Raw genomic sequence first — 19373 nt, forward strand, 5'->3', positions numbered from 1 at the left:
CTGCCATAGAATGGGCTCATCCAATGAGCGTGAAAAAGGCATTATCACCACATGGCCAAACTCTTCTTTGCCCTGCCCGTCAAGGAGCTCGCCCCCGAGCTCATCGCTTGGCGCGATCAGCAGCCCTGGCCCGGTCAGCCGGTGCCGCAAGCCAACCTCCACCTGACCCTGGCATTTCTGGGTGAGGCGGACGAGTTGACCACCCGCCGCCTGATCGCCGCCGTAGAGCGCCAGCACTGTCCGCCGCTCTCCATCAGGCTGGATGAGACCGGCTGGTTCAGCCGGGCCAAGGCTGCCTGGATTGGCCCGAAGGAGTGGCCCAACGAGCTGACCGTGCTGGCAAAGGCGCTGCGACGCCACGGCGAGAAGCTGCGTCTTGGCAATGGCGAGCAGGGTTATCGTCCCCATGTCACCCTGTCGCGCAAGGCGGGTGAGGCGCCTGCCATCCTGCCTGCCCCAAATTTTCTGCTGCAGGCCGATGAGTTCTGCCTCTATCAATCCATCTCGACTCCGGACGGGGTACGCTACGAGCCGCTTGCCTGCTGGCCGCTGCGCGCCCGGGTAAAAGAAGACGCGCGGAGGGCTAACCCGTGATCTTTGATCCCCCCTGCAATCGGGCCAGCTGGTGGCCCGCTACAAGCGCTTTCTGACCGATGTGCAACTCGATAACGGCGAGGTCATCACCATCCATTGTGCCAACACCGGTGCCATGACCGGCTGTGCCGATCCGGGCACCCGGGTCTGGTACTCCACTTCCGATAACCCCAAGCGCAAGCTGCCCAACAGCTGGGAGATCGCCGAGAGCCCGGCGGGCCACTTTATCTGCGTCAACACGGCGCGCGCCAACCAGATTGCCCGGGAGCTGATCGAGCAGGAGGCCATCGCTCCGCTGGCGGGGTACAGCCGGTTGCGCACCGAGGTGAAGTATGGCGAAGAGAACAGTCGCATCGATCTGTTGCTGGAAGATGACGAGAAGGGCAATTGTTACATCGAGGTAAAATCGGTCACCCTGCTCGACGAGCGGGAGGATGCTGGTATGGGCTACTTCCCCGATGCGGTCACCGCCCGTGGAGCCAAGCATTTGCGCGAGTTGATGGCGATGAAAGCGGCGGGCCACAGGGCCGTGCTGCTATTTATGGTGTTGCACTCCGGAATAAGCCGGATGCGCCCTGCAACCCATATAGATCCGCACTATAGTCTGCTAATTGAGCAGGCAATCGCGGCGGGGGTTGAAATTTTATGCTATCGGCCCCATGTTGGGGTGCAAGGCATGGTGGCTCAAGGGTTTATCCCGTTTGAATCTGGTCACCTGTTACCCGAGGGGAGTGCATAAATATTGGAGTGGGTAACATTATTGGTACGGCTCGTTTGCTTACCCGTTACCCTTCTGCTATAGATGTCGCCCTCAATTTATGGATGGCACGGGTAGCGTGCTGAATTAGGAGACAGGGCATGCCAACAGGCGAAAACAGGAAATCTCTGGGCCCCCTGGCCATTGCGGGTGTCGCGCCTTACCAGGAAAAGCCGGGTGAGGAGTACATGAATGACCAACAAAAGGCGCATTTTCGCAAGATCCTGGGTGCCTGGCGCAACCAACTGATGCAGGAAGTTGATCGTACCGTCGACCATATGAAAGACGAGGCTGCCAACTTCCCGGATCCCGTGGATCGTGCCGCGCAAGAAGAAGAGTTCGCTCTTGAACTGCGTACCCGCGACCGTGAACGCAAGCTGATCAAGAAGATCGAGAAGACCTTGCAGCTGCTTGAAGACGATGATTTCGGTTACTGCGAACACTGCGGTATCGAAATCGGTATCCGTCGTCTGGAAGCCCGTCCGACTGCCGACCTCTGTGTTGATTGCAAGACGCTGGCCGAGATCAAGGAAAAACAGATGGCCGGTTGATCCCGACCCTCTGGTATATGAAAAAGGGAGCTCGCGGGCTCCCTTTTTTATTGAGCTTTTGGCGGTCGCGCCCCAGAATGCAGCCTCAATGAATCGCTTACCCGAACAGTCATGCCAGTGAATCCCCCGTCCTCACCCCTTGCGCGCCCCTATGTTGGCCGCTTTGCTCCCTCACCCTCAGGCCCGCTTCATTTCGGTTCGCTGATCGCCGCCCTCGGCAGCTTTTTGCAGGCCAGAGCGCAGCAGGGACGTTGGTTGGTACGCATCGAAGATATCGATCCGCCGCGGGAGATGGCGGGGGCTGCGGCCCTGATCCTCAAGACCCTTGAGGCATATGGTCTCGAGTGGGATGGGGAGGTGATGTTCCAGAGCGCGCGCCACGGCCGTTATGACGAGATCATCGACCAGCTCTATCGGGCGGGGGACCTCTACTGGTGCCGTTGCACCCGGCGCGAAATCATGGCCGCGGGCGGTCTCTACAGCGGCCACTGCCGCACCCTCGGGCTTGCGGCCGAAGGTTGCGCCGCCCGGCTGCGCCAGCACCATCCGGTCTACCACTTCGATGATCGCTTGCAGGGCCATATCGCGGTCCCGGCGGCGCTCGCCGAGGAGGATTTCATTATCCGCCGCCGCGACGGGCTCTATGCCTACAACCTGGCGGTGGTGGTGGATGATATGGACAGCGGCATCACCGAGATAGTGCGCGGTGCCGATCTGCTGGAACCCACGGTGCGCCAGATTGCCCTCTACCAGACCCTGGGGGCGCCGGTGCCCGACTGGGTGCACCTGCCGCTGGCGGTGCTGGCAGATGGCAACAAGCTCTCCAAGCAGAACCATGCGCCGGCCCTAGCGCTCGATGAGGTGCGACCGGCCCTGTGGCAGGCGCTGCACTTCCTCGGCCAGTGCCCGCCGCCCGAGCTGATGGCGAGCCGGATCGACGAGATCATCCGGTGGGGTATCGCTAATTGGCAGCTCGAACGGGTGCCCGTCAGCGAGAAAATCCCGCTGGACCTTGAGTAAAAAGAGCCGGTTTTCGTGTAATAGGACGTGAGCTATGCGCAGATAGACGGCTATTTTTTGGTTCTGTTTGATTCAAATGAGCTGAAGTAGCCACATGGTTTTTCATTTGTGCAGGCGTGAGCTATGTGCAGATAGACCGCTATTTTCGCTGGCAGACGGTTTCATGCGGGATCAATTGTCAGCACGGTTTTTCATTTGGTTAGGCGTGAGCTATGATAGGCCGCTATTTTTTGGCCTCCCGTCAATTTAGAAGTCATGAAGAGGTGTACCATTTTTTCCCAGATCGCAAACTTTTGCCGCAAGGTGCTCGGCAAGGAAGACGGCGAGCAGTCGGTGGAATCCCCCATTCCAGCCCGTGTCGCCGGTCAACGTCGTACCTTAAGCCGTGATCAGCACCCTATTTCGCGCAAAGAGATCAGCGAGAATGCACTCAAGGTGCTCTATCGCCTGAACAAAGGGGGCTATGAGGCCTACCTGGTCGGCGGCGGAGTCCGGGATCTGCTGCTCGGGAAGACGCCCAAGGATTTCGACATCGCAACCGATGCGACGCCGGAGCAGATCAAGGCGCTGTTCAGCAACTGCCGTCTGATTGGCCGTCGTTTCCGCCTGGCCCACATTGTCTTTGGTCGTGACGTGATCGAAGTGGCCACCTTCCGGGGTCACCACCATCAGGTCAATACCAGCAAACATGTGTCGGCCCAGTCTGATGAAGGCATGCTGCTGCGCGACAACGTCTACGGCACCATCGAAGAGGATGCCGAGCGCCGCGACTTTACCGTCAACGCCCTCTACTACAGCGCCAAAGATTTCACCCTGCACGATTTCGAAGGGGGTCTGGAAGATCTGGCCGAGCGCAAGCTTGAGCTGATCGGCGATCCCGAGACCCGTTATCGTGAAGATCCGGTGCGGATGCTGCGCGCCGTGCGCTTCGCCGCCAAGCTGGATATGACTATCAGTCCGCGTACCGCTGCCCCCATCAAGGAGCTGGCGCCACTGCTGCAAGACATCCCTGCAGCCCGCCTGTTTGAGGAGACCCTCAAGCTGTTCCTGGCTGGCGACGGTCTGGCGACCTACAAGCTGCTGCGTGAGTATGGCCTGTTCCAACAGCTCTTCCCGCAAGTGGCTGCGCTGTTTACCCCGCACGGCAACTCGCCCTACGAGCAGTTTATCGAGCAGGCGCTGATCGATACCGACACCCGCGTCCGCGAAGATAAGCGCGTCACTCCCGCCTTCCTCTACGCCACCCTGCTGTGGGGCTGCGTCGAGGCCCGTGGTCGGGTGCTGGAGAACGAGAGCGGCCTGCCCTGGTATGACGCCTTCATGCTGGCGATCAACGAGGTGCTGGACAATCAGGTGCGGATCATCGCCGTTCCCCGCCGTTTCACCACCGATGTCCGCGACATCTGGGCACTGCAACAGCGGCTGACCCGTCGTCAGGGCAAGCACCCCGAGCGCGCCATGGAGCATCCCAAGTTCCGCGCGGCGTTCGACTTCCTGTTGCTGCGCAACCGGGTCGAGCGCGGTCTCGGTGAGCTGGCCAGCTGGTGGGAGCGTTATGTTGCCTCCAATCCGGATGTGCGTCCGCAACTGCAGCGTGAAGCGACCCGTCGCCCGGCCAGCGGTGAGCGCGGCGAGGCCCGAAACCACGATGGCGAGAAGCGCAGCAGCAACAGCCGCAACCGTCGTCGCCCCCGTCGCCGCAAACCGAAAGTGGCCGAGTGACCACAGACGTGATGACCGAGGTCTTCATCGCCATTGGTTCCAACCTGTCTGACCCGCTGGGTCAGGCTCGTCGCGCCGTTGCCGCGTTGGCAAGGTTGCCGGAATCTGTGCTGGTGGAGGCCTCGTCGTTTTACAGCAGCCGCCCCATGGGCCCTGCTGACCAACCGGACTACGTCAATGCCGTGGCCCGGCTCAATACCCGGCTCGCGCCCCTTGCGCTGCTGGATCAATTACAAAAAATCGAGCTGGAACAGGGACGTGTGCGCAAAGATGAGCGGTGGGGGCCGAGAACTCTGGATCTCGATCTGCTGCTCTATGGGGATCAGGTGATCAACCATGAGCGCCTGATCGTACCCCACTACGGCATGAAGGAGCGGGAGTTCGTGCTGCTGCCCCTTGCCGAAATTGCGCCTGCTCTGGTGCTGCCCTGCGGCACCCCGCTCGCCCGACTGGTTGCCCGCTGCCCGGGCAATGATCTCGCCATCATTGCGCCGAGTGCAGACGTACAGGAGCCTTTATGAGCAAGATCACCACCGCCAGCCTGCTGAAGATGAAGCAGGATGGTCAAAAGTTCACCGCCATCACCGCCTATGATGCCACTTTTGCCAAGCTGTTCGACGACGAGGGGGCCCACGTGCTGCTCATCGGCGATTCACTGGGCATGGTGCTGCAAGGGGGCCAGGATACCCTGGCGGTCAACATGGATGAGATGGTCTATCACACCCGCTGTGTGGCGCGCGGTGCCAGCAAAGCACTGGTGGTCGCCGACATGCCGTTCATGAGCTACGCCACCCCCGAGCAGACTTACCAGAACGCTGCCCGCCTGATGGCGGCCGGTGCCCGCATGGTGAAGATGGAAGGGGGCGACTGGCTCTGTGACTCCATCCGCCACCTTACCCGCAACGGGGTGCCGGTGTGCGGTCACCTCGGCCTCACTCCGCAATCCGTTCATGTCTTTGGTGGCTTCAAGGTGCAGGGGCGCGATGAGTTTCAGGCCCAGGAAATTTACCGTCAGGCCCTCGAACTGCAAGCGGCCGGTATCCAGCTGCTGGTGCTCGAGTGTGTGCCCACTGCGTTGGCCGAGCGCATCACTAAGGCGCTTCGCATCCCGGTGATCGGCATTGGTGCCGGCCCCGCGACCGACGGTCAGATTTTGGTGATGCACGATGCCTTTGGCGTCACCTCCGGCTATGTGCCCAAGTTCACCAAGAACTTCCTGGCCGAGACCGGCGATGTGCGTGCCGCCATCCGCCTCTATGTGCAGCAGGTGAGCGAGGGGAGCTTCCCCGGCCCGGAGCACTGCTTCAACTGATCCTGGCGGTTGCATGATGGGGGCTGCGGCCCCCGTCTCTGCTTGTCAGCTTCGCACAGTTAATCTGTATAGCTAATCCGTATCTTATTGATTCATCTAAAGGTGAACTGCTGATAGCCATGTTCGTGCCCCATCCAGCCCGAGCGCTATCTGTGGATGCAACCCGTCTCTCTTTTTGATTTATCGGAAGGTGAACTGCTGATGTTGGTCGTAAATAATCCCGTCGTTCTGCGTGAGCAGATAAGCCAATGGCGCCGTGAAGGGCGTGCCATCGCATTCGTGCCCACCATGGGCAATCTGCATCAGGGCCACCTGACGCTGGTGAAGGAGGCGCACAGCCACGCCGAGAAGGTGGTGGTCAGCATCTTCGTCAACCCGATGCAGTTCGACAAGGCCGAGGATCTTGCCAACTATCCGCGCACCCTGGAGCAGGATTGCGCTGCGCTGGAAGCGGCCGGGGTCGATATGGTGTTCACCCCGACCCCGGAGATCATGTATCCGCAGGGGCTGGCCAGCCAGACCTTCGTCGAGGTGCCGGGTCTCTCCAATCTGCTGGAGGGGGCGCTGCGTCCGGGTCACTTCCGCGGGGTCAGCACAGTCGTTACCAAGCTGTTCAATCTGGTACAGCCGGATGTGGCCTGCTTTGGCCAGAAGGATTACCAGCAGTTGGCGCTTATTCGAAAGATGGTGGCCGACATGGCGATGCCCATCGAGATCGTCGGTGTGCCCACCGTGCGGGCCGAAGACGGGCTGGCACTCTCTTCCCGCAACGGCTACCTGACTGCCGCCGAGCGTGTCATTGCCCCCGAGCTGGCGCGCACCATGAACTGGATCGCCGAGCAGATTGAAGCGGGTGACCACCACCTGCCCTCCTTGGTCGCGCAGGCCAGCCAACGCCTCGACAACGCCGGTTTTCGCACCGATGCCATCGACATCGTCGATGCAGCCAACCTCGAAGCTGCTACCGACGAGAGCGAGCAGCTGGTGATCCTGATGGCTGCTTATCTCGGCAAGGCCCGTCTTATCGACAACTGCGTCGTCACCGTAAAGAAGTAATTCCCCCGATTGTCAGCGGACGCCTTCCCGGGCGTCCGCTGCTTTTTCACGCCTGCACTCTCCTGCATTCCGGCGTTTTGTTCTGCGGCCCAGCCCGCATCTCCCTTCGTTTCAATCCACTTTCGGCCTGATGGCCGCTACAGGTATTCATGATGTTTGTCCTGATTGCATCGCTTGTTTTCTGTCTGCTCTGTTTTGCTCTCACCCGGTTGCCCACCGGGTTGCCGCTCTCGCGCAAGGTGCTTGCGGGTCTGCTGCTTGGCGCCCTGTTCGGGCTGGCGCTGCAACTGGGTTGGGGCGCCGATGATGCCGGCGTCCAGCAGACCCTGGAGTGGGTCAATATCGTCGGCGGCGGCTATGTCAGCCTGCTCAAGGTGGTGATGATGCCGCTGGTGTTCACCTCCATCCTCTCCGCCATCAACAAGCTGGAGCAGGCCCAGTCTCTCGGCAAGATCAGCGCCGTGCTGATCGGCTCCATGCTGATGCTTGTGATGATCGCCGGTCTGGTGGGGATGACCATCACCCACCTGAGCGGTCTCACGGCAGCCGGGTTGCTGAGTCACGGCAGCGACACGGCCGCCCTGCAACAGAGTATGAGCACCATCGACGGTGCCCAGACCCTGCCGGCCCTGCTGCTCTCGCTGGTGCCCACCAACTTTGCCGCCGATATGGCGGGTAGCCGCGGTCTCTCGGTGATCGGGGTGGTGATCTTCACCGTGTTGGCCGGGGTTGCCCTGCTGCAGTTGAAGGCGGAGCATCCACAGGCGGGTGCCCGCGCCGCCGTGGCCATCGACACCCTGCAGTTGTGGGTGATGAAGATGGTGCGGGTGGTGATTGCGCTCACCCCTTATGGCGTGATGGCGCTGATCGCCCGGGTGGTGGCTCACTATCCCATGAGCGAGATCCTCAGCCTGCTCGGCTTTATTCTGGTCTGCTACGTCGCCATTCTGGCGATGTTTGCGGTACACATGGTGATCCTGCTGCTGATCGGCCAGAACCCGCTGCACTATCTGCGGGAAGTGTGGGGTGTGCTCACCTTCGCTTTTGTCTCCCGCAGCAGCGCGGCTTCCATCCCGCTCAGCATCGAGACCCAGCAGCGCCTTGGGGTGCCCGCCAGCATCGCCAACTTTGCCGCCTCGTTCGGTGCCAACCTCGGCCAGAACGGCTGCGCCGGTATCTATCCGGCCATGATGGTGGCGATGATTGCCCCCATGCTCGGTATCAACCCGTTTGATCCCCTGTTCCTGCTGACTCTGCTGCCGGTGATTGCACTGGGCTCTATCGGGGTGGCTGGCGTCGGCGGTGGTGGCACTTTCGCCGCGCTGATCGTGCTCTCCACCCTCAACTTCCCCATCGCGCTGGTGGGGGTGATGATCGCCATCGAGCCTCTGGTGGACATGGGCCGCACTGCTCTCAACGTCAATGGCTCCATCATGGCGGCAATGATCACCAAGCGGTTGCTGGGCAAGCAGCAGCTGGCCAACGTGGAGACGATGCAGACGCAGGCAGCCAGCTAACCCCGAGCGTTACCCAATATGAAGAAGCCCGCAGTTGCGGGCTTCTTTATGTCGACTGTGTTGTCTTGTGAGCAGACGCAGTTATTCGGCAGAGACGGGGTAACCGGCTCCTTTCCAGGCGAAGATGCCGCCCGGCACCCGATAGACCTGTTGATAGCCCTGAGTCACCGCCCAGGCGGCGGCATTGTGGCTGCGGCCGCACTTGACGAAGCCGCAGTAGATCACCACCGGGCGGGACTTGTCTTCACCCAGCAGCGCCTGGAACTGCTCCGCCGTGCCGCTCCCCTCGACTATTTCGCTCCAGTTGTCGCCGGACTTGGCCTCCTTCACGAAGACAAAGTTCTTGGCGCCCGGGATGTGCTCTTTCTTGTAGGAGTCCTCATAGGGCATGGTGTCTATGATCACCAGCTCCTCGCCCTTGTCCATCCGGGTTTTCAGCTCGGCTACGGTCAGCAGCTGATAGCCCCCCTGCTGCGCCTCCTGTGCCAGTTGCACTGCCGACTGCTCCAGCTTCACCTCCTGCTCGAACTGGTTATCGCCACAGCCACCGAGGGCAAAGCTGGCGGCGATCAGCGAGGCCAGCAGGGTGCGGGATCGCAATGTCATCATGTCACTACTCCTTTAGAACGGGAAAAACGGGGCGGGAAGTTAGCAGCAGGGCGCCCGCAAGCGTCAGTAGCAGCAGATCCCGCACAATGGCCTCCGGCAACGAGCCGAGATCAGCCCTGCCCAGACAGCCGCAAGAGATGTCGAGCCCGATGGCAACGCCATAGCCCAACACCGGAATAAACAGGGCGAGCAGCCCGATCACCAGCCAGAGTCCCCAACGCCGGTTGGCGATGACCGCAAGTCCTGCGCAGAGCTCCAGCGCGATCAGCCCCCAGGCCACGAACGGGATCAGCAGCGGCCAGATCAGGCCAAAGGCGCCGATCTGCTCGATGAACAGGGCGGGGGAGACCAGCTTGAACCCGGCCGAGGCGAGGAAGAATCCTCCCAGAGCCAGATTGGCCAGCATGCGCAGATAAACGGCCATGGGATAGATCTTTATCATCCATGACTCCGACTGCCAGCCACAGGCGTTTGCTTCGCCATGTCCAGGCTATCGGCCGGATAGCGGGCCAGCTCCTGATAGTCGCTGTCTGCTTCGCAGCGAAAGACGGCAGCGGTTTCACCGCGCTGGCACCACTGCTGCCACTCATCTGGCGGGCAGTGGAGGCGAATGGCGAGGCCACAGCCGGCGCTGAGCAGGCGCGGCACGTCGCAGACCCGAAACGACTGGTCGCGCTGCTCCAGCCGCTTGCGTAGTCTGACCGTGCCGAGGGTAGAGTGGAACAGGTAGAGAAACTCCTGATTCATGATTTGCCTCCCGTGCTGGCGCGCGCGCCGAACAGGGCGGCACCCAGCGCACCGGCAAACTGGGCATCCGGGTGGGTGGCCACTTCGCAGCCCAACCCTTCGGCCAGATAGTGGCGGAAGGTGGCGCAGTGGCTGACACCGCCGGTAAAGAGTACGCTCGGTCGGGCGCCGAGGCGGCCGATAAAGTTGGCACTGCGCCGGGCCATGGAGCGGACGATACCGGCCAGGATTGACTCGGCCGGAATGCCCGCCGAGCGCAGGCTGATAGCCTCCGATTCGGCAAACACGGTACACATGCTGCTGATGTCGTGGGGCTCGGCCCCTTGCAGCAGTTCGTCAAGCTGCTCGACCCGAGCTCCCAGAGTGCGGGTGATCACCTCGAGAAAGCGACCGGTGCCGGCGGCGCACTTGTCGTTCATCAGAAAATCGGTGAGGTTGCCGCCGCTATCGAGCTGGATCACCTTGCTGTCCTGCCCGCCGATGTCGATGACGGTGTGTACCGACGGGCAGAGCAGGCGAGCCCCCAACCCATGGCAGGAGATCTCGGTAACCCGGCGATCGGCGAACGACGCCAGATCGCGGCCATAGCCGGTCAGGGTCAGGTGGGGGCGCTCTGGCAAATCGGCCGAGAGCTCCTCCCAGCCTTGCTCGATGGCAGCCAGCGGACGAAAGGGGGTCGGCACCAGAAAACGGCGGACGATACGCCCACCATCCCGGCTGTCGAACAGGATCCCCTTGGTCGCGGTGGAGCCCGAGTCAATCCCGATGGAGAGTGACACGGCGTCTCCTTACAGCATCTCGATAAAGGCGGCCAGCCGGGTGGCCAGTTGTCCCTTGTCGGCGCTGGAGTAGTCGGTCTCGACTGCCATGTAGGGGATACCGTGGCGTTCGCGCACATGGCGCTTGATGGCGAGCGACTCCACCGCATAGGTGTGGCAAGCCTGCAGGATCACATCGATCACTCCGTCCGCCTGATACTCCTCCACCATCTGGCTCAGCAGATTCATGCGCTGGTGGTTGGGGGAGATGCAGGAGCAGCCGATGGCCAGATACTTGTCGGTCAGCGCATCGAACGGGTCGCCCTCTTCGCTGACGCACTGCTCGGTTGCCTTGGCGCCGGTGCAGTTCTCGTAACCCACCACCCAGCCGCCGTGCTCCTCGATGAGGCGGACCACCTTGTCGGCCGCGCCGCCGATGGGGCAGCCGGTGATGAGGATGCGCGGGCGGGCATCGAGCCGCTTGCCCTCGGCATACTCTACCTTGATGCGGCGGGTCATCTCCTGCAGCTCGCTGATGAGCTGCTCCTTGTCGAAGCGGAAGGTGGCACCATAGACCACCTTGAGCAGGTCGGTACCGCTGAGTGCCGGCGGATTGAGCTGGCCCAGCCGGTAGAAATCGGCCAGCGCGCGGCGCTCGCGGTTTTTCAGCACGATGGCGTCTCGCAATGCCTGCTCGCTGATGGGGTGGCCAAACTGCTGCTCCAGCAGCTCCTTGAAGCGGACGATTTCGCTGCGCCATAGGGTGCGGGAGGCCTCGTCATCGGCGCGGTTGGGCAACTGCATCACATGCACCGGTTTGAACTCTGTCATGTACTCGTACATCTTCTTCTTGCCGTCGCAGGTGGTTTCCCCCACCACCAGATCGGAGAAGTAGAAGTAGGGGCACTTGTCGGTCTTGCCGAACCCGTAGCTGCTCTTGATGAGCGGGCAGAGGTTGCGGGGCAGATCCTTTTCGGCCTCCTCGATGGTCTCGTCGCTGGTGGAGCAGAGCGATACCACCACGGCGCCGGCGGCTATCGCCACCTCCTGCGGCATAAAGGTACAGTAGGTGCCGACTAGGGGGATCTGTCGCTCCTTGAGTGCCATTACAGCCAGAAAGCCCTGACGACGGGCATCTGAAAAACTATCGAATATGGCTGGCAACTCGGTGATAAGTGACATAGGCGATCCTGCCCTGATGAGAGAAATGAAGAGACGGACGAGCCATCCGTGACGGCACATCCAACCGCGAGAATTATACCTTTGGGGGTAATTCGAAAATTGCGGTGGATCACAAGGTGTCAGGTAAATCCTTAATGACAGGCAGGTTATTGAGAAGGGGGCTAGCAGGTTGAAGGGGCTACAGGGGGAATAAAAAACGGGCACCGCGAGGTGCCCGTTTTAGTCATCAGTGGCGCAGCCCGGTGCCGCGGGAGATAAGCCACCAGGCGATACCGTAGAGGGCCACGATAAAGCCGATGATGATGAGGTAGGCGGTGCCGAGTGGCACGTCGGAGATACCGAGGAAGCCGTAACGGAACGCGTTCACCATGTAGATGATGGGGTTCACCTGGGAGACACCCTGCCAGAAGGGGGGCAGCAGGCTGATGGAGTAGAACACCCCGCCCAGATAGGTGAGGGGTGTCAGCACGAAGGTGGGGATGATGCTGATATCATCGAAAGTCTTGGCAAACACCGCGTTGATGAGGCCACCCAGCGAGAAGAGGATCGCGGTGAGCAGTACGGTGAAGCAGACGCTGAACAGATGGTGGATCTGCAGCGGCACGAAGAACAGCGACACCAGGGTGACGATGAGGCCGACACAGAGGCCGCGTGCCACGCCTCCGCCCACGTAACCGGCGATGATGACGTAGTTGGGCACCGGCGCCACCAGCATCTCCTCGATATTGCGCTGGAACTTGGCGCTGAAGAAGGAGGAGGCGACGTTGGAGTAGGAGTTGGTGATCACCGACATCATGATGAGGCCGGGCACGATGAACTCCATGTAGGTGAAGCCGCCCATGTCACCTATGCGCGAACCGATCAGGTTGCCGAAGATGACGAAGTAGAGGCTCATGGTGATGGCGGGCGGCACCAGGGTCTGGATCCAGATCCGGGTGAAGCGGCTCACCTCCTTGGCCAGAATGCTCTTGAAGGCGATGTAGTAGATGGCCAGATTCATGCTTTTCTCCCCTCTTCGACCAGATTGACGAACAGCTCTTCCAGCCGGTTGGCTTTGTTTCGCATGCTCACGACCTGCACCTGCTGGTTCGACAACTGCTCGAACAGGCTGTTGAGTGACTGGCTCTTGTCGAGATCCACTTCCAGGGTGCGTTCATCCGGCATGCGGCCGTTGAACTCTGGTACCTCAGGTACGGCAGAACCTGGCGCAAGGTCGAGCAGGAAGGTCTCACGACCCAGCTTGCCCAGCAGGTTTTTCATGCTGGTGTTCTCGATCAGCCGACCCTTGTCGATGATGCCAATGTTGCGGCAGAGCATCTCCGCCTCTTCCAGATAGTGGGTAGTGAGGATGATGGTGACACCCTGCTCGTTGAGATCCTTGAGGAAGGTCCACATGGAGCGGCGGATCTCGATATCGACCCCGGCGGTCGGTTCATCGAGGATCAGCAGTTTGGGCTCGTGCATCAGGGCGCGGGCGATCATCAGACGGCGCTTCATGCCGCCGGAGAGGGTGCGGGCAGGCATGTCACGCTTCTCCCACAGATCGAGCTGGCGCAGGTACTTCTCGGCGCGGATCTTGGCTTCTGCCTTGGGCACGCCGTAGAAACCGGCCTGATGGGTGACAATCTGGATCACCTTCTCGAACTGGCTGAAGTTGAACTCCTGCGGTACCAGTCCGAGCTGGGCCTTGGCCTGTTCCAGATCGCTGTCGATGTCGTAGCCAAACACCTTCACCTTGCCGGCGCTCTTGTTCACCAGCGAGCTGATGACGCCGATGGTGGTGGACTTGCCCGCGCCGTTTGGGCCGAGCAGGGCGAAGAAATCCCCCTGCCTGACGGTAAGATCGATGCCTTTAAGGGCTTCGACGCCCCCCTGATAGGTCTTTTTCAGGCCGCTGATTTCCAGTGCGTTCATTGCAACCTCTGTGATGGTTGAATCCGGCTCGATACAGAAAAGGCGGCCAAGGCCGCCTGCACAGAGTAAAGGGCGCAAGGCCGCTTCACCCGTGATATTCCTGAACCTGGCTTACTCCTGGGGTACCACTTTGCCGATAAACGGCAGGTTGCGGTACTTCTGGGCGTAGTCGATGCCACAGCCGACCACGAATTCGTCCGGAATGGCGAAGCCAATCCAGTCGACCGGCACCTGCACTTCGCGGCGGGAGGGTTTGTCCAGCAGAGTGCAGATGGCAAGGGATTTCGGCTCGCGCAGGGAGAGGATCTCGCGCACCTTGTTGAGGGTGTAACCGGTGTCGATGATGTCTTCCACGATCACCACATCCTTGCCCTTGATGTCGTCGTCTAGGTCTTTGAGGATGCGGACGTCACGGGTGCTGTGCATGCCGGAGCCGTAGCTGGAGGCGGTCATGAAGTCCAGGGTGATGGGCAGCTTGCACTGGCGGCAGAGATCGGCCAGGAAGATGCAGGAACCGCGCAGCAGCGCAATCATCACGACTTCGTCAGAACCCTGATAGCGGGCGGTGATCTCTTCACCCAATTTGGCGATCCGGGCGGCTACTTCAGCCTCGGAGATCATCACCTCGACGGTGTGTTTCATCACTTACTCCCATAAGGCCAAAGGGGATTTGGCCGTTCATGAATATCAAAACCGATGATTCTACCACTCATGTTGAAGGGTGCTAGAGATACGTGGTGCTTTTATCGGCTTATTTTAATTGATAGAGTTAGCAGGCACTCAGGCATGATTAGTTAAAATACTATAAACACCATAATCAATAACTATTAGATGATAAAAACTATGGAACCACGCGCAGAAATAAGACGTCGTACCCGGCTGTCGCCGGAAGCTCGTCGCTCCCAATTGATGGAATGTGCCATCGAGGTGTTCTCCCGTCGCGGCATTGGCCGTGCAGGTCACGCCGAGATAGCCGAACAGGCCAAGGTCTCTGTGGCTACCGTCTTCAACTATTTCAACACCCGCGAGGAGTTGGTAGATGAGGTGCTGGCCGAGATCGAACGCTTTGTGAACCAGATGCTGTCGCAGGCATACGGTGACCAGGGCTCCATTTTCGACAAGATCCAGCGTCATGTACGCCTCTCTGTCGATGCCGCCTACGATCAACCGGATTATGCCGGTATCTGGCTGGAGTGGAGCTCATCGGTTCGGGAAGAGGTATGGCCCCGCTATACCCGGCTGCTCGATCAGTGCCTTGAGCTGATCGCCAGCGAGCTGCAAACCGCCATGGATGCAGGGGAGATCACCAGTGTGCTGTCGGCACAGGATCTGGCCCGCTCTCTGACCGGTTTTGGCTATGTGATGATGCAGATGATCAATCAACCTCAGCGCCCGGCGCGCCAAGAGGTGACTGATTTCCTGTTCAAGTACGTGACGGCGCCAATTCAGGCTCGCTAACACGGCTTAACGAAAATACGGCGTCACTCATTGAGTGGCGCCGTTTTTTTTATGGCCGGATGTGGCGGTCACCTCACTGGTGGCCATAGCCCCAGCGGTGGGTTAGCTCATGCTCGACACCCAGATGATCGAGGATGCGGGCGACCATAAAGTCCACCAGATCGGCGATGCTTTTCGGCTCATGATAGAAACCGGGGGCTGCGGGCATGATGGTCACCCCGAGCCGTGCCAGTTTCAGCATGTTCTCCAGATGGATCGCCGAGAAGGGGGTTTCGCGGGGCACCAGGATCAGTTGGCCGCGCTCCTTGATCACCACATCCGCTGCCCGCTCCAGCAGGTTGTCCGAGGTGCCGTTGGCAATGGCCGAGACGGTGCCCATTGAGCAGGGGCAGACCACCATCTGTTTGGGCGCGGCCGAGCCGGAGGCCACCGGCGAGAACCACTCTTCCTTGCCGCAGGCGACAATCTGCCCCTCCTTGGCGCCATATTGGCGACAAAGATAGGCAGAGAGCTCTTTCGGCGAGCCCGGCCAATCCTGCTGCTGCTCGGTTTTGAGCACCACACGAGCCGCCGATGAGGCGAGCAGGTAGACCAGATAGTCCGCCTGCACCAGACACTGGAGCAGGCGCAGGGCGTAGGGGGCGCCGGAGGCGCCGGTCAGCGCCAGGGTGATCGCTTTGTTCATAGTTCGCCGTGGTAATCCTTGAGGCGGGCGATCAGCTTGTCATGAATACCGCCGAAGCCGCCGTTGCTCATGATCAGAATATGGTCGCCATCGCGGCTCTCGGCCACCAACCGGTTGATTAGGGTCTCCAGATCGTTGAATACCTTGGCGGGTCGGGTCATATGGGCCGTCACCTCGCCGAGATCCCAGCCGATGTTGGGGGGTTGGAAGAAGAACACCTCGTCGGCGCCATCGAAGCAGCCGGCCAGCTCCTCCTTGTGAACCCCCAGCTTCATGGTGTTGGAACGTGGCTCCAGCACCGCCAGAATACGTGAGCCGCCTACCTTGGCGCGCAGGCCGCCGAGGGTGGTCTCGATGGCGGTGGGGTGGTGGGCAAAGTCGTCATAGACACTGATGCCAGCTACCTCGCCCTTGAGCTCCATCCGTCGCTTGGGGGATTTGAACTGGCAGAGCGCCGCGATGCCGTGCTCCACCATCACGCCAGCATGACGTGCGGCAGCGATGGCCATCAGGCCGTTGTTGACGTTGTGCTCGCCGATACACTCCCAGTGCACCTCGCCCTGTTTTTCGCCATCCAGCCACACCTCGAAGGCGGAGCCGTCATCGGCCAGCTTGACCGCCTTCCACTTGGCGTCGTCCTGACCCACCAGCTCTACCTCGCTCCAGCAGCCCATCTTGCGCACGGCGGTGAGGTTGTCATCCGCTTGCGGGAACAGCACCCGGCCGTTGCTCGGCACGGTGCGCATCAGGTGGTGGAACTGGCGCTGGATGGCGGCGAGATCCGGGAAGATATCCGCGTGGTCAAACTCCAGATTGTTCATCACCAGGGTGCGCGGGTGGTAGTGGACGAACTTGGATCGCTTGTCGAAGAAGGCGCAGTCATACTCGTCCGCTTCGATGACGAAGAAGGGGGCAGAGCCCAAGCGGGCCGAGACCGGGAAGTTGCCCGGCACGCCGCCGATCAGGAAACCGGGCTCCAGCTTGGCGTATTCGAGCACCCAGGCCAGCATGCTGGCGGTGGTGGTCTTGCCATGGGTGCCGGCGACGGCAAGCACCCAGCGATCCTGCAGCACGTGCTCCAGCAGCCACTGGGGGCCGGAGATATAGGGCAGATTGCGGTCCAGCACATATTCAACACAGGGGTTACCACGGCTCATGGCGTTGCCAATCACCACCAGATCCGGCGCCGGATCAAGCTGGGAAGGGTCATAGCCTTCGGTCAGTTCGATGCCCTGTTGCTCGAGCTGGGTACTCATGGGGGGATAGACGTTGGCATCCGAACCGGTCACCCGGTAACCAAGCTGTTTTGCCAACACCGCCAGACCACCCATAAAGGTGCCGCAGATCCCGAGAATGTGAATATGCATACCGCTTCCTTTCGCAGTAAAGGGAAGTGCGCATTCTAGGGGGTGTTGCGGTGGTGGCACAAGCCGCACTCATGGTGAGAGGCCACAGATGCAGCACTGGAGGCAGAAATCTTGGCGCTGTTGGGATATGCGAGATTGGAAGGGGCTGGCGGGCTTTATTTGAGACTTGATATTGTGTCGCACTTTCTTACAATTCTCCGGTTTTGTGACGCACACTACAGTTTTACCATATTGCCCTTTTCCAACGGAGAGTCCCCATGGGCAAGTTCCTGCTTTGCTATCTGATCGGTGGTCTGGTGGCCATCAGTTGGGCTGCGCTGCCCGCTCATGGTCCCTGGGATCAGTGGGACCTCGCGATGTTTCATACCGTTAACGGCTGGATCGGGCAATCGCCGTTGTGGGCCGATCTGGTGGCCATCACCAATAACCGGCTGTTCGATCTGGCGGTACTGGCTTGCATGGGGCTGATCCTGGCCCGCTGTTTCTTCGCCCGGGATCTGGCGGGTCGTCGCCAGCTGGTGGCGATGGGCATAGTGATGCTGCTGAGTGCACTGGTGATCAACCAGCTTGGTCACCGATTGCCGGTGGAGCGACCCAGCCCGACCCTGATGGTGGCCGATGCGCTGCGGGTGACCCAGATCAGCGGTATTCCGACCAAGGACTCTTCCGGTGACAGCTTCCCCGGGGATCACGCCCTGTTCCTGATGATCTTCGCCGGCTACGCCTTGCGCTATCTACCGCGCTGGGCGGGAGTCACCGCATTGCTGATGGTGCCGATCTTTTCCGCGCCGCGCATTCTGGCTGGGGCTCACTGGTTTACCGATGTCTACGTCGGCGCACTGGGGCTGGCGACCCTCTGTCTGCCCTGGTTGCTGCTGACCCCGCTGGCGGATCGGCTGATAGAGCGCATCGCCCCCCGATTGGCCCGTGTGCCGCTGCTGCGCAGTCAGACCCACTGATTGAACGTCGCAAAATAAAACGCCCCGACATGAAAATGTCGGGGCGTTTTGTTATCAACCCGCGAGAGATCAGCCTTGATAGCCGTTCGGGTTGTTGCTTTGCCAGCGCCAGGTATCGACCATCATCTGCTCCAGACCGCGTTCTGCCTGCCAGCCCAGCTCGGCACGGGCCAGCGTTGGCTCTGCCCAGCACTCGGCGATGTCGCCCGGGCGACGGGGTTTGATCTGGTAGGGAATGGGTCGGCCGCTGGCCGCTTCAAACGCCTTGACCATCTCCAGTACCGAGTAGCCCTGACCTGTGCCCAGATTGTAGGTAAAGACGCCGGTGTCACTTTTGATGCGCGCCAGTGCTTTCAGGTGGCCGATGGCCAGATCCACCACATGGATGTAGTCGCGCACGCCTGTGCCATCCGGGGTCGGGTAGTCGTTGCCAAATACCCCCAGCTCCTTGAGCTTGCCGACACCCACCTGGCTGATATAGGGCAGTAGGTTGTTGGGGATGCCGTTGGGATCTTCACCGATCAGGCCGCTCTCGTGGGCGCCGACCGGGTTGAAGTAGCGCAGCAGCACGATGGCCCAGCGGGGATCGGATTTGGATAGATCGCGCAGGATCTCTTCGACCATCAGCTTGGAGCGGCCGTAGGGGTTGGTGGCACTGGTGGGGAAATCTTCCCGCAGCGGTACCGAGGCGGGATCGCCATAGACGGTGGCTGACGAGCTGAATACCAGCCGGAAAACCCCGGCCTTGGCCATCTCCTCGCACAGCACCAGAGTGCCGCTGATGTTGTTCTGGTAGTAGGTGAGCGGGATCTGGCTCGACTCCCCGACCGCCTTGAGACCGGCGAAGTGGATCACCGATTCGATCTGGTGGTTGGCAAACAGCTGCTGCAGACAGGTTCTGTCCAGTACATCCCCTTCAACGAAGGTGATCGGCTGGCCGGTGATCTGCTCGACCCGCTTGAGTGACTCCGGTGAGGAGTTGGAGAGGTTGTCGAGTACCACGACCTGCTGCCCCGCGCCGAGCAGCTCAACCAGTGTGTGGGAGCCGATATAGCCGGCACCGCCTGTGACCAGTATTGTCATTTTTTATCCCGTGTTCTGGTGAAACTGGGGCTGAGTCTAGCTCCCCTGCCCACTTGGGAAAAGGTTGGGATACCGATGACGC

General features: G+C 60.6%; 21 protein-coding genes and 1 pseudogene. 11 read left to right on the top strand and 11 right to left on the bottom strand.

Features of this window, described 5'->3' with window-relative positions:
* Window positions 1-51: 51 nt before the first annotated feature.
* From thpR to ACTG2U_RS16710, 9 genes and pseudogenes are all read left to right on the top strand, one after another.
* Complete coding sequence (thpR, locus tag ACTG2U_RS16670) at window positions 52-594, top strand: RNA 2',3'-cyclic phosphodiesterase (protein WP_058059669.1); 543 nt, start codon at window positions 52-54, stop codon at window positions 592-594.
* Window positions 591-1333: pseudogene (gene sfsA / locus ACTG2U_RS16675) on the top strand (DNA/RNA nuclease SfsA). Before thpR ends, sfsA begins: the two are co-directional and overlap by 4 nt.
* Before the next feature lie 119 nt (window positions 1334-1452).
* Entirely contained in the window at window positions 1453-1902 is a 450-nt protein-coding gene (gene dksA / locus ACTG2U_RS16680; protein WP_005335644.1) for an RNA polymerase-binding protein DksA, read from the top strand.
* Between the two features lie 111 nt (window positions 1903-2013).
* Window positions 2014-2922, top strand: a complete 909-nt coding sequence (gene gluQRS, locus ACTG2U_RS16685; protein ID WP_439974792.1) for a tRNA glutamyl-Q(34) synthetase GluQRS — start codon at window positions 2014-2016, stop codon at window positions 2920-2922.
* Window positions 2923-3177: 255 nt separating this feature from the next.
* On the top strand, window positions 3178-4644 hold the full coding sequence (gene pcnB / locus ACTG2U_RS16690) for a polynucleotide adenylyltransferase PcnB (protein WP_149152217.1): 1467 nt from the start codon (window positions 3178-3180) through the stop codon (window positions 4642-4644).
* An 11-nt stretch (window positions 4645-4655) separates the two neighbouring features.
* Window positions 4656-5165 carry a 2-amino-4-hydroxy-6-hydroxymethyldihydropteridine diphosphokinase gene (folK, locus tag ACTG2U_RS16695; protein WP_439975129.1) on the top strand — a complete coding sequence of 170 codons (510 nt, stop codon included), beginning with the start codon at window positions 4656-4658 and terminating at the stop codon, window positions 5163-5165.
* Window positions 5162-5956: a 3-methyl-2-oxobutanoate hydroxymethyltransferase gene (panB, locus tag ACTG2U_RS16700; RefSeq protein ID WP_042063124.1), complete on the top strand. Its 795-nt coding sequence runs from the start codon at window positions 5162-5164 to the stop codon at window positions 5954-5956. Before folK ends, panB begins: the two co-directional genes overlap by 4 nt.
* A 201-nt stretch (window positions 5957-6157) precedes the next feature.
* Window positions 6158-7012: a pantoate--beta-alanine ligase gene (panC, locus tag ACTG2U_RS16705; protein ID WP_439974793.1), complete on the top strand. Its 855-nt coding sequence runs from the start codon at window positions 6158-6160 to the stop codon at window positions 7010-7012.
* 152 nt (window positions 7013-7164) lie between these two features.
* Window positions 7165-8529, top strand: a complete 1365-nt coding sequence (locus ACTG2U_RS16710; RefSeq protein WP_439975130.1) for a cation:dicarboxylate symporter family transporter — start codon at window positions 7165-7167, stop codon at window positions 8527-8529.
* A gap of 81 nt (window positions 8530-8610) precedes the next feature.
* Here ACTG2U_RS16710 and ACTG2U_RS16715 read toward each other — a convergent pair whose 3' ends face one another.
* The 8 genes from ACTG2U_RS16715 to hpt form a co-directional block, all read right to left on the bottom strand.
* A complete protein-coding gene (locus tag ACTG2U_RS16715) occupies window positions 8611-9138 on the bottom strand; it encodes a rhodanese-like domain-containing protein (protein WP_047437813.1) in 528 nt (175 codons plus the stop codon).
* Window positions 9139-9142: 4 nt separating this feature from the next.
* Window positions 9143-9580: a MauE/DoxX family redox-associated membrane protein gene (locus ACTG2U_RS16720; protein WP_323970195.1), complete on the bottom strand. Its 438-nt coding sequence runs from the start codon at window positions 9578-9580 to the stop codon at window positions 9143-9145.
* Window positions 9577-9885 (bottom strand): DUF3343 domain-containing protein, encoded by a 309-nt coding sequence (locus ACTG2U_RS16725; RefSeq protein ID WP_439974794.1) that lies wholly within the window; start codon window positions 9883-9885, stop codon window positions 9577-9579. Before ACTG2U_RS16725 ends, ACTG2U_RS16720 begins: the two co-directional genes overlap by 4 nt.
* Window positions 9882-10664, bottom strand: a complete 783-nt coding sequence (locus tag ACTG2U_RS16730) for an acyl-CoA dehydratase activase (protein ID WP_439974795.1) — start codon at window positions 10662-10664, stop codon at window positions 9882-9884. The genes ACTG2U_RS16725 and ACTG2U_RS16730 overlap by 4 nt, the downstream gene beginning before the upstream one ends.
* Window positions 10665-10673: 9 nt before the next feature.
* Complete coding sequence (locus ACTG2U_RS16735; protein ID WP_236373793.1) at window positions 10674-11825, bottom strand: double-cubane-cluster-containing anaerobic reductase; 1152 nt, start codon at window positions 11823-11825, stop codon at window positions 10674-10676.
* A gap of 226 nt (window positions 11826-12051) precedes the next feature.
* Window positions 12052-12825: an ABC transporter permease gene (locus tag ACTG2U_RS16740; RefSeq protein WP_019445351.1), complete on the bottom strand. Its 774-nt coding sequence runs from the start codon at window positions 12823-12825 to the stop codon at window positions 12052-12054.
* Window positions 12822-13739 (bottom strand): ABC transporter ATP-binding protein, encoded by a 918-nt coding sequence (locus tag ACTG2U_RS16745; RefSeq protein WP_005354634.1) that lies wholly within the window; start codon window positions 13737-13739, stop codon window positions 12822-12824. Before ACTG2U_RS16745 ends, ACTG2U_RS16740 begins: the two co-directional genes overlap by 4 nt.
* A 111-nt stretch (window positions 13740-13850) precedes the next feature.
* Entirely contained in the window at window positions 13851-14381 is a 531-nt protein-coding gene (hpt, locus tag ACTG2U_RS16750; protein ID WP_005362861.1) for a hypoxanthine phosphoribosyltransferase, read from the bottom strand.
* A gap of 201 nt (window positions 14382-14582) precedes the next feature.
* Between hpt and ACTG2U_RS16755 the strand changes: the two genes are divergently transcribed.
* A complete protein-coding gene (locus tag ACTG2U_RS16755; RefSeq protein WP_005362858.1) occupies window positions 14583-15197 on the top strand; it encodes a TetR/AcrR family transcriptional regulator in 615 nt (204 codons plus the stop codon).
* 73 nt (window positions 15198-15270) lie between these two features.
* Here the strand turns inward: ACTG2U_RS16755 and ACTG2U_RS16760 are convergent, their stop codons facing one another.
* Both ACTG2U_RS16760 and mpl read right to left on the bottom strand, forming a co-directional pair.
* A complete protein-coding gene (locus ACTG2U_RS16760; RefSeq protein ID WP_439974796.1) occupies window positions 15271-15882 on the bottom strand; it encodes a flavin prenyltransferase UbiX in 612 nt (203 codons plus the stop codon).
* On the bottom strand, window positions 15879-17249 hold the full coding sequence (gene mpl / locus ACTG2U_RS16765; RefSeq protein WP_042063094.1) for a UDP-N-acetylmuramate:L-alanyl-gamma-D-glutamyl-meso-diaminopimelate ligase: 1371 nt from the start codon (window positions 17247-17249) through the stop codon (window positions 15879-15881). Before mpl ends, ACTG2U_RS16760 begins: the two co-directional genes overlap by 4 nt.
* A 257-nt stretch (window positions 17250-17506) precedes the next feature.
* On the opposite strand from mpl, the gene ACTG2U_RS16770 reads away from it, so the two are divergent.
* On the top strand, window positions 17507-18208 hold the full coding sequence (locus ACTG2U_RS16770) for a phosphatase PAP2 family protein (protein WP_439974797.1): 702 nt from the start codon (window positions 17507-17509) through the stop codon (window positions 18206-18208).
* Window positions 18209-18277: 69 nt separating this feature from the next.
* Here ACTG2U_RS16770 and galE read toward each other — a convergent pair whose 3' ends face one another.
* The gene (gene galE / locus ACTG2U_RS16775) at window positions 18278-19291 is read right to left on the bottom strand and encodes a UDP-glucose 4-epimerase GalE (protein ID WP_439974798.1); all 1014 of its coding nucleotides are present in this window, start codon (window positions 19289-19291) and stop codon (window positions 18278-18280) included.
* Window positions 19292-19373 lie beyond the last annotated feature (82 nt).

The organism is Aeromonas sp. 95A (assembly GCF_051919235.1).
GTDB lineage: Bacteria > Pseudomonadota > Gammaproteobacteria > Enterobacterales > Aeromonadaceae > Aeromonas > Aeromonas veronii.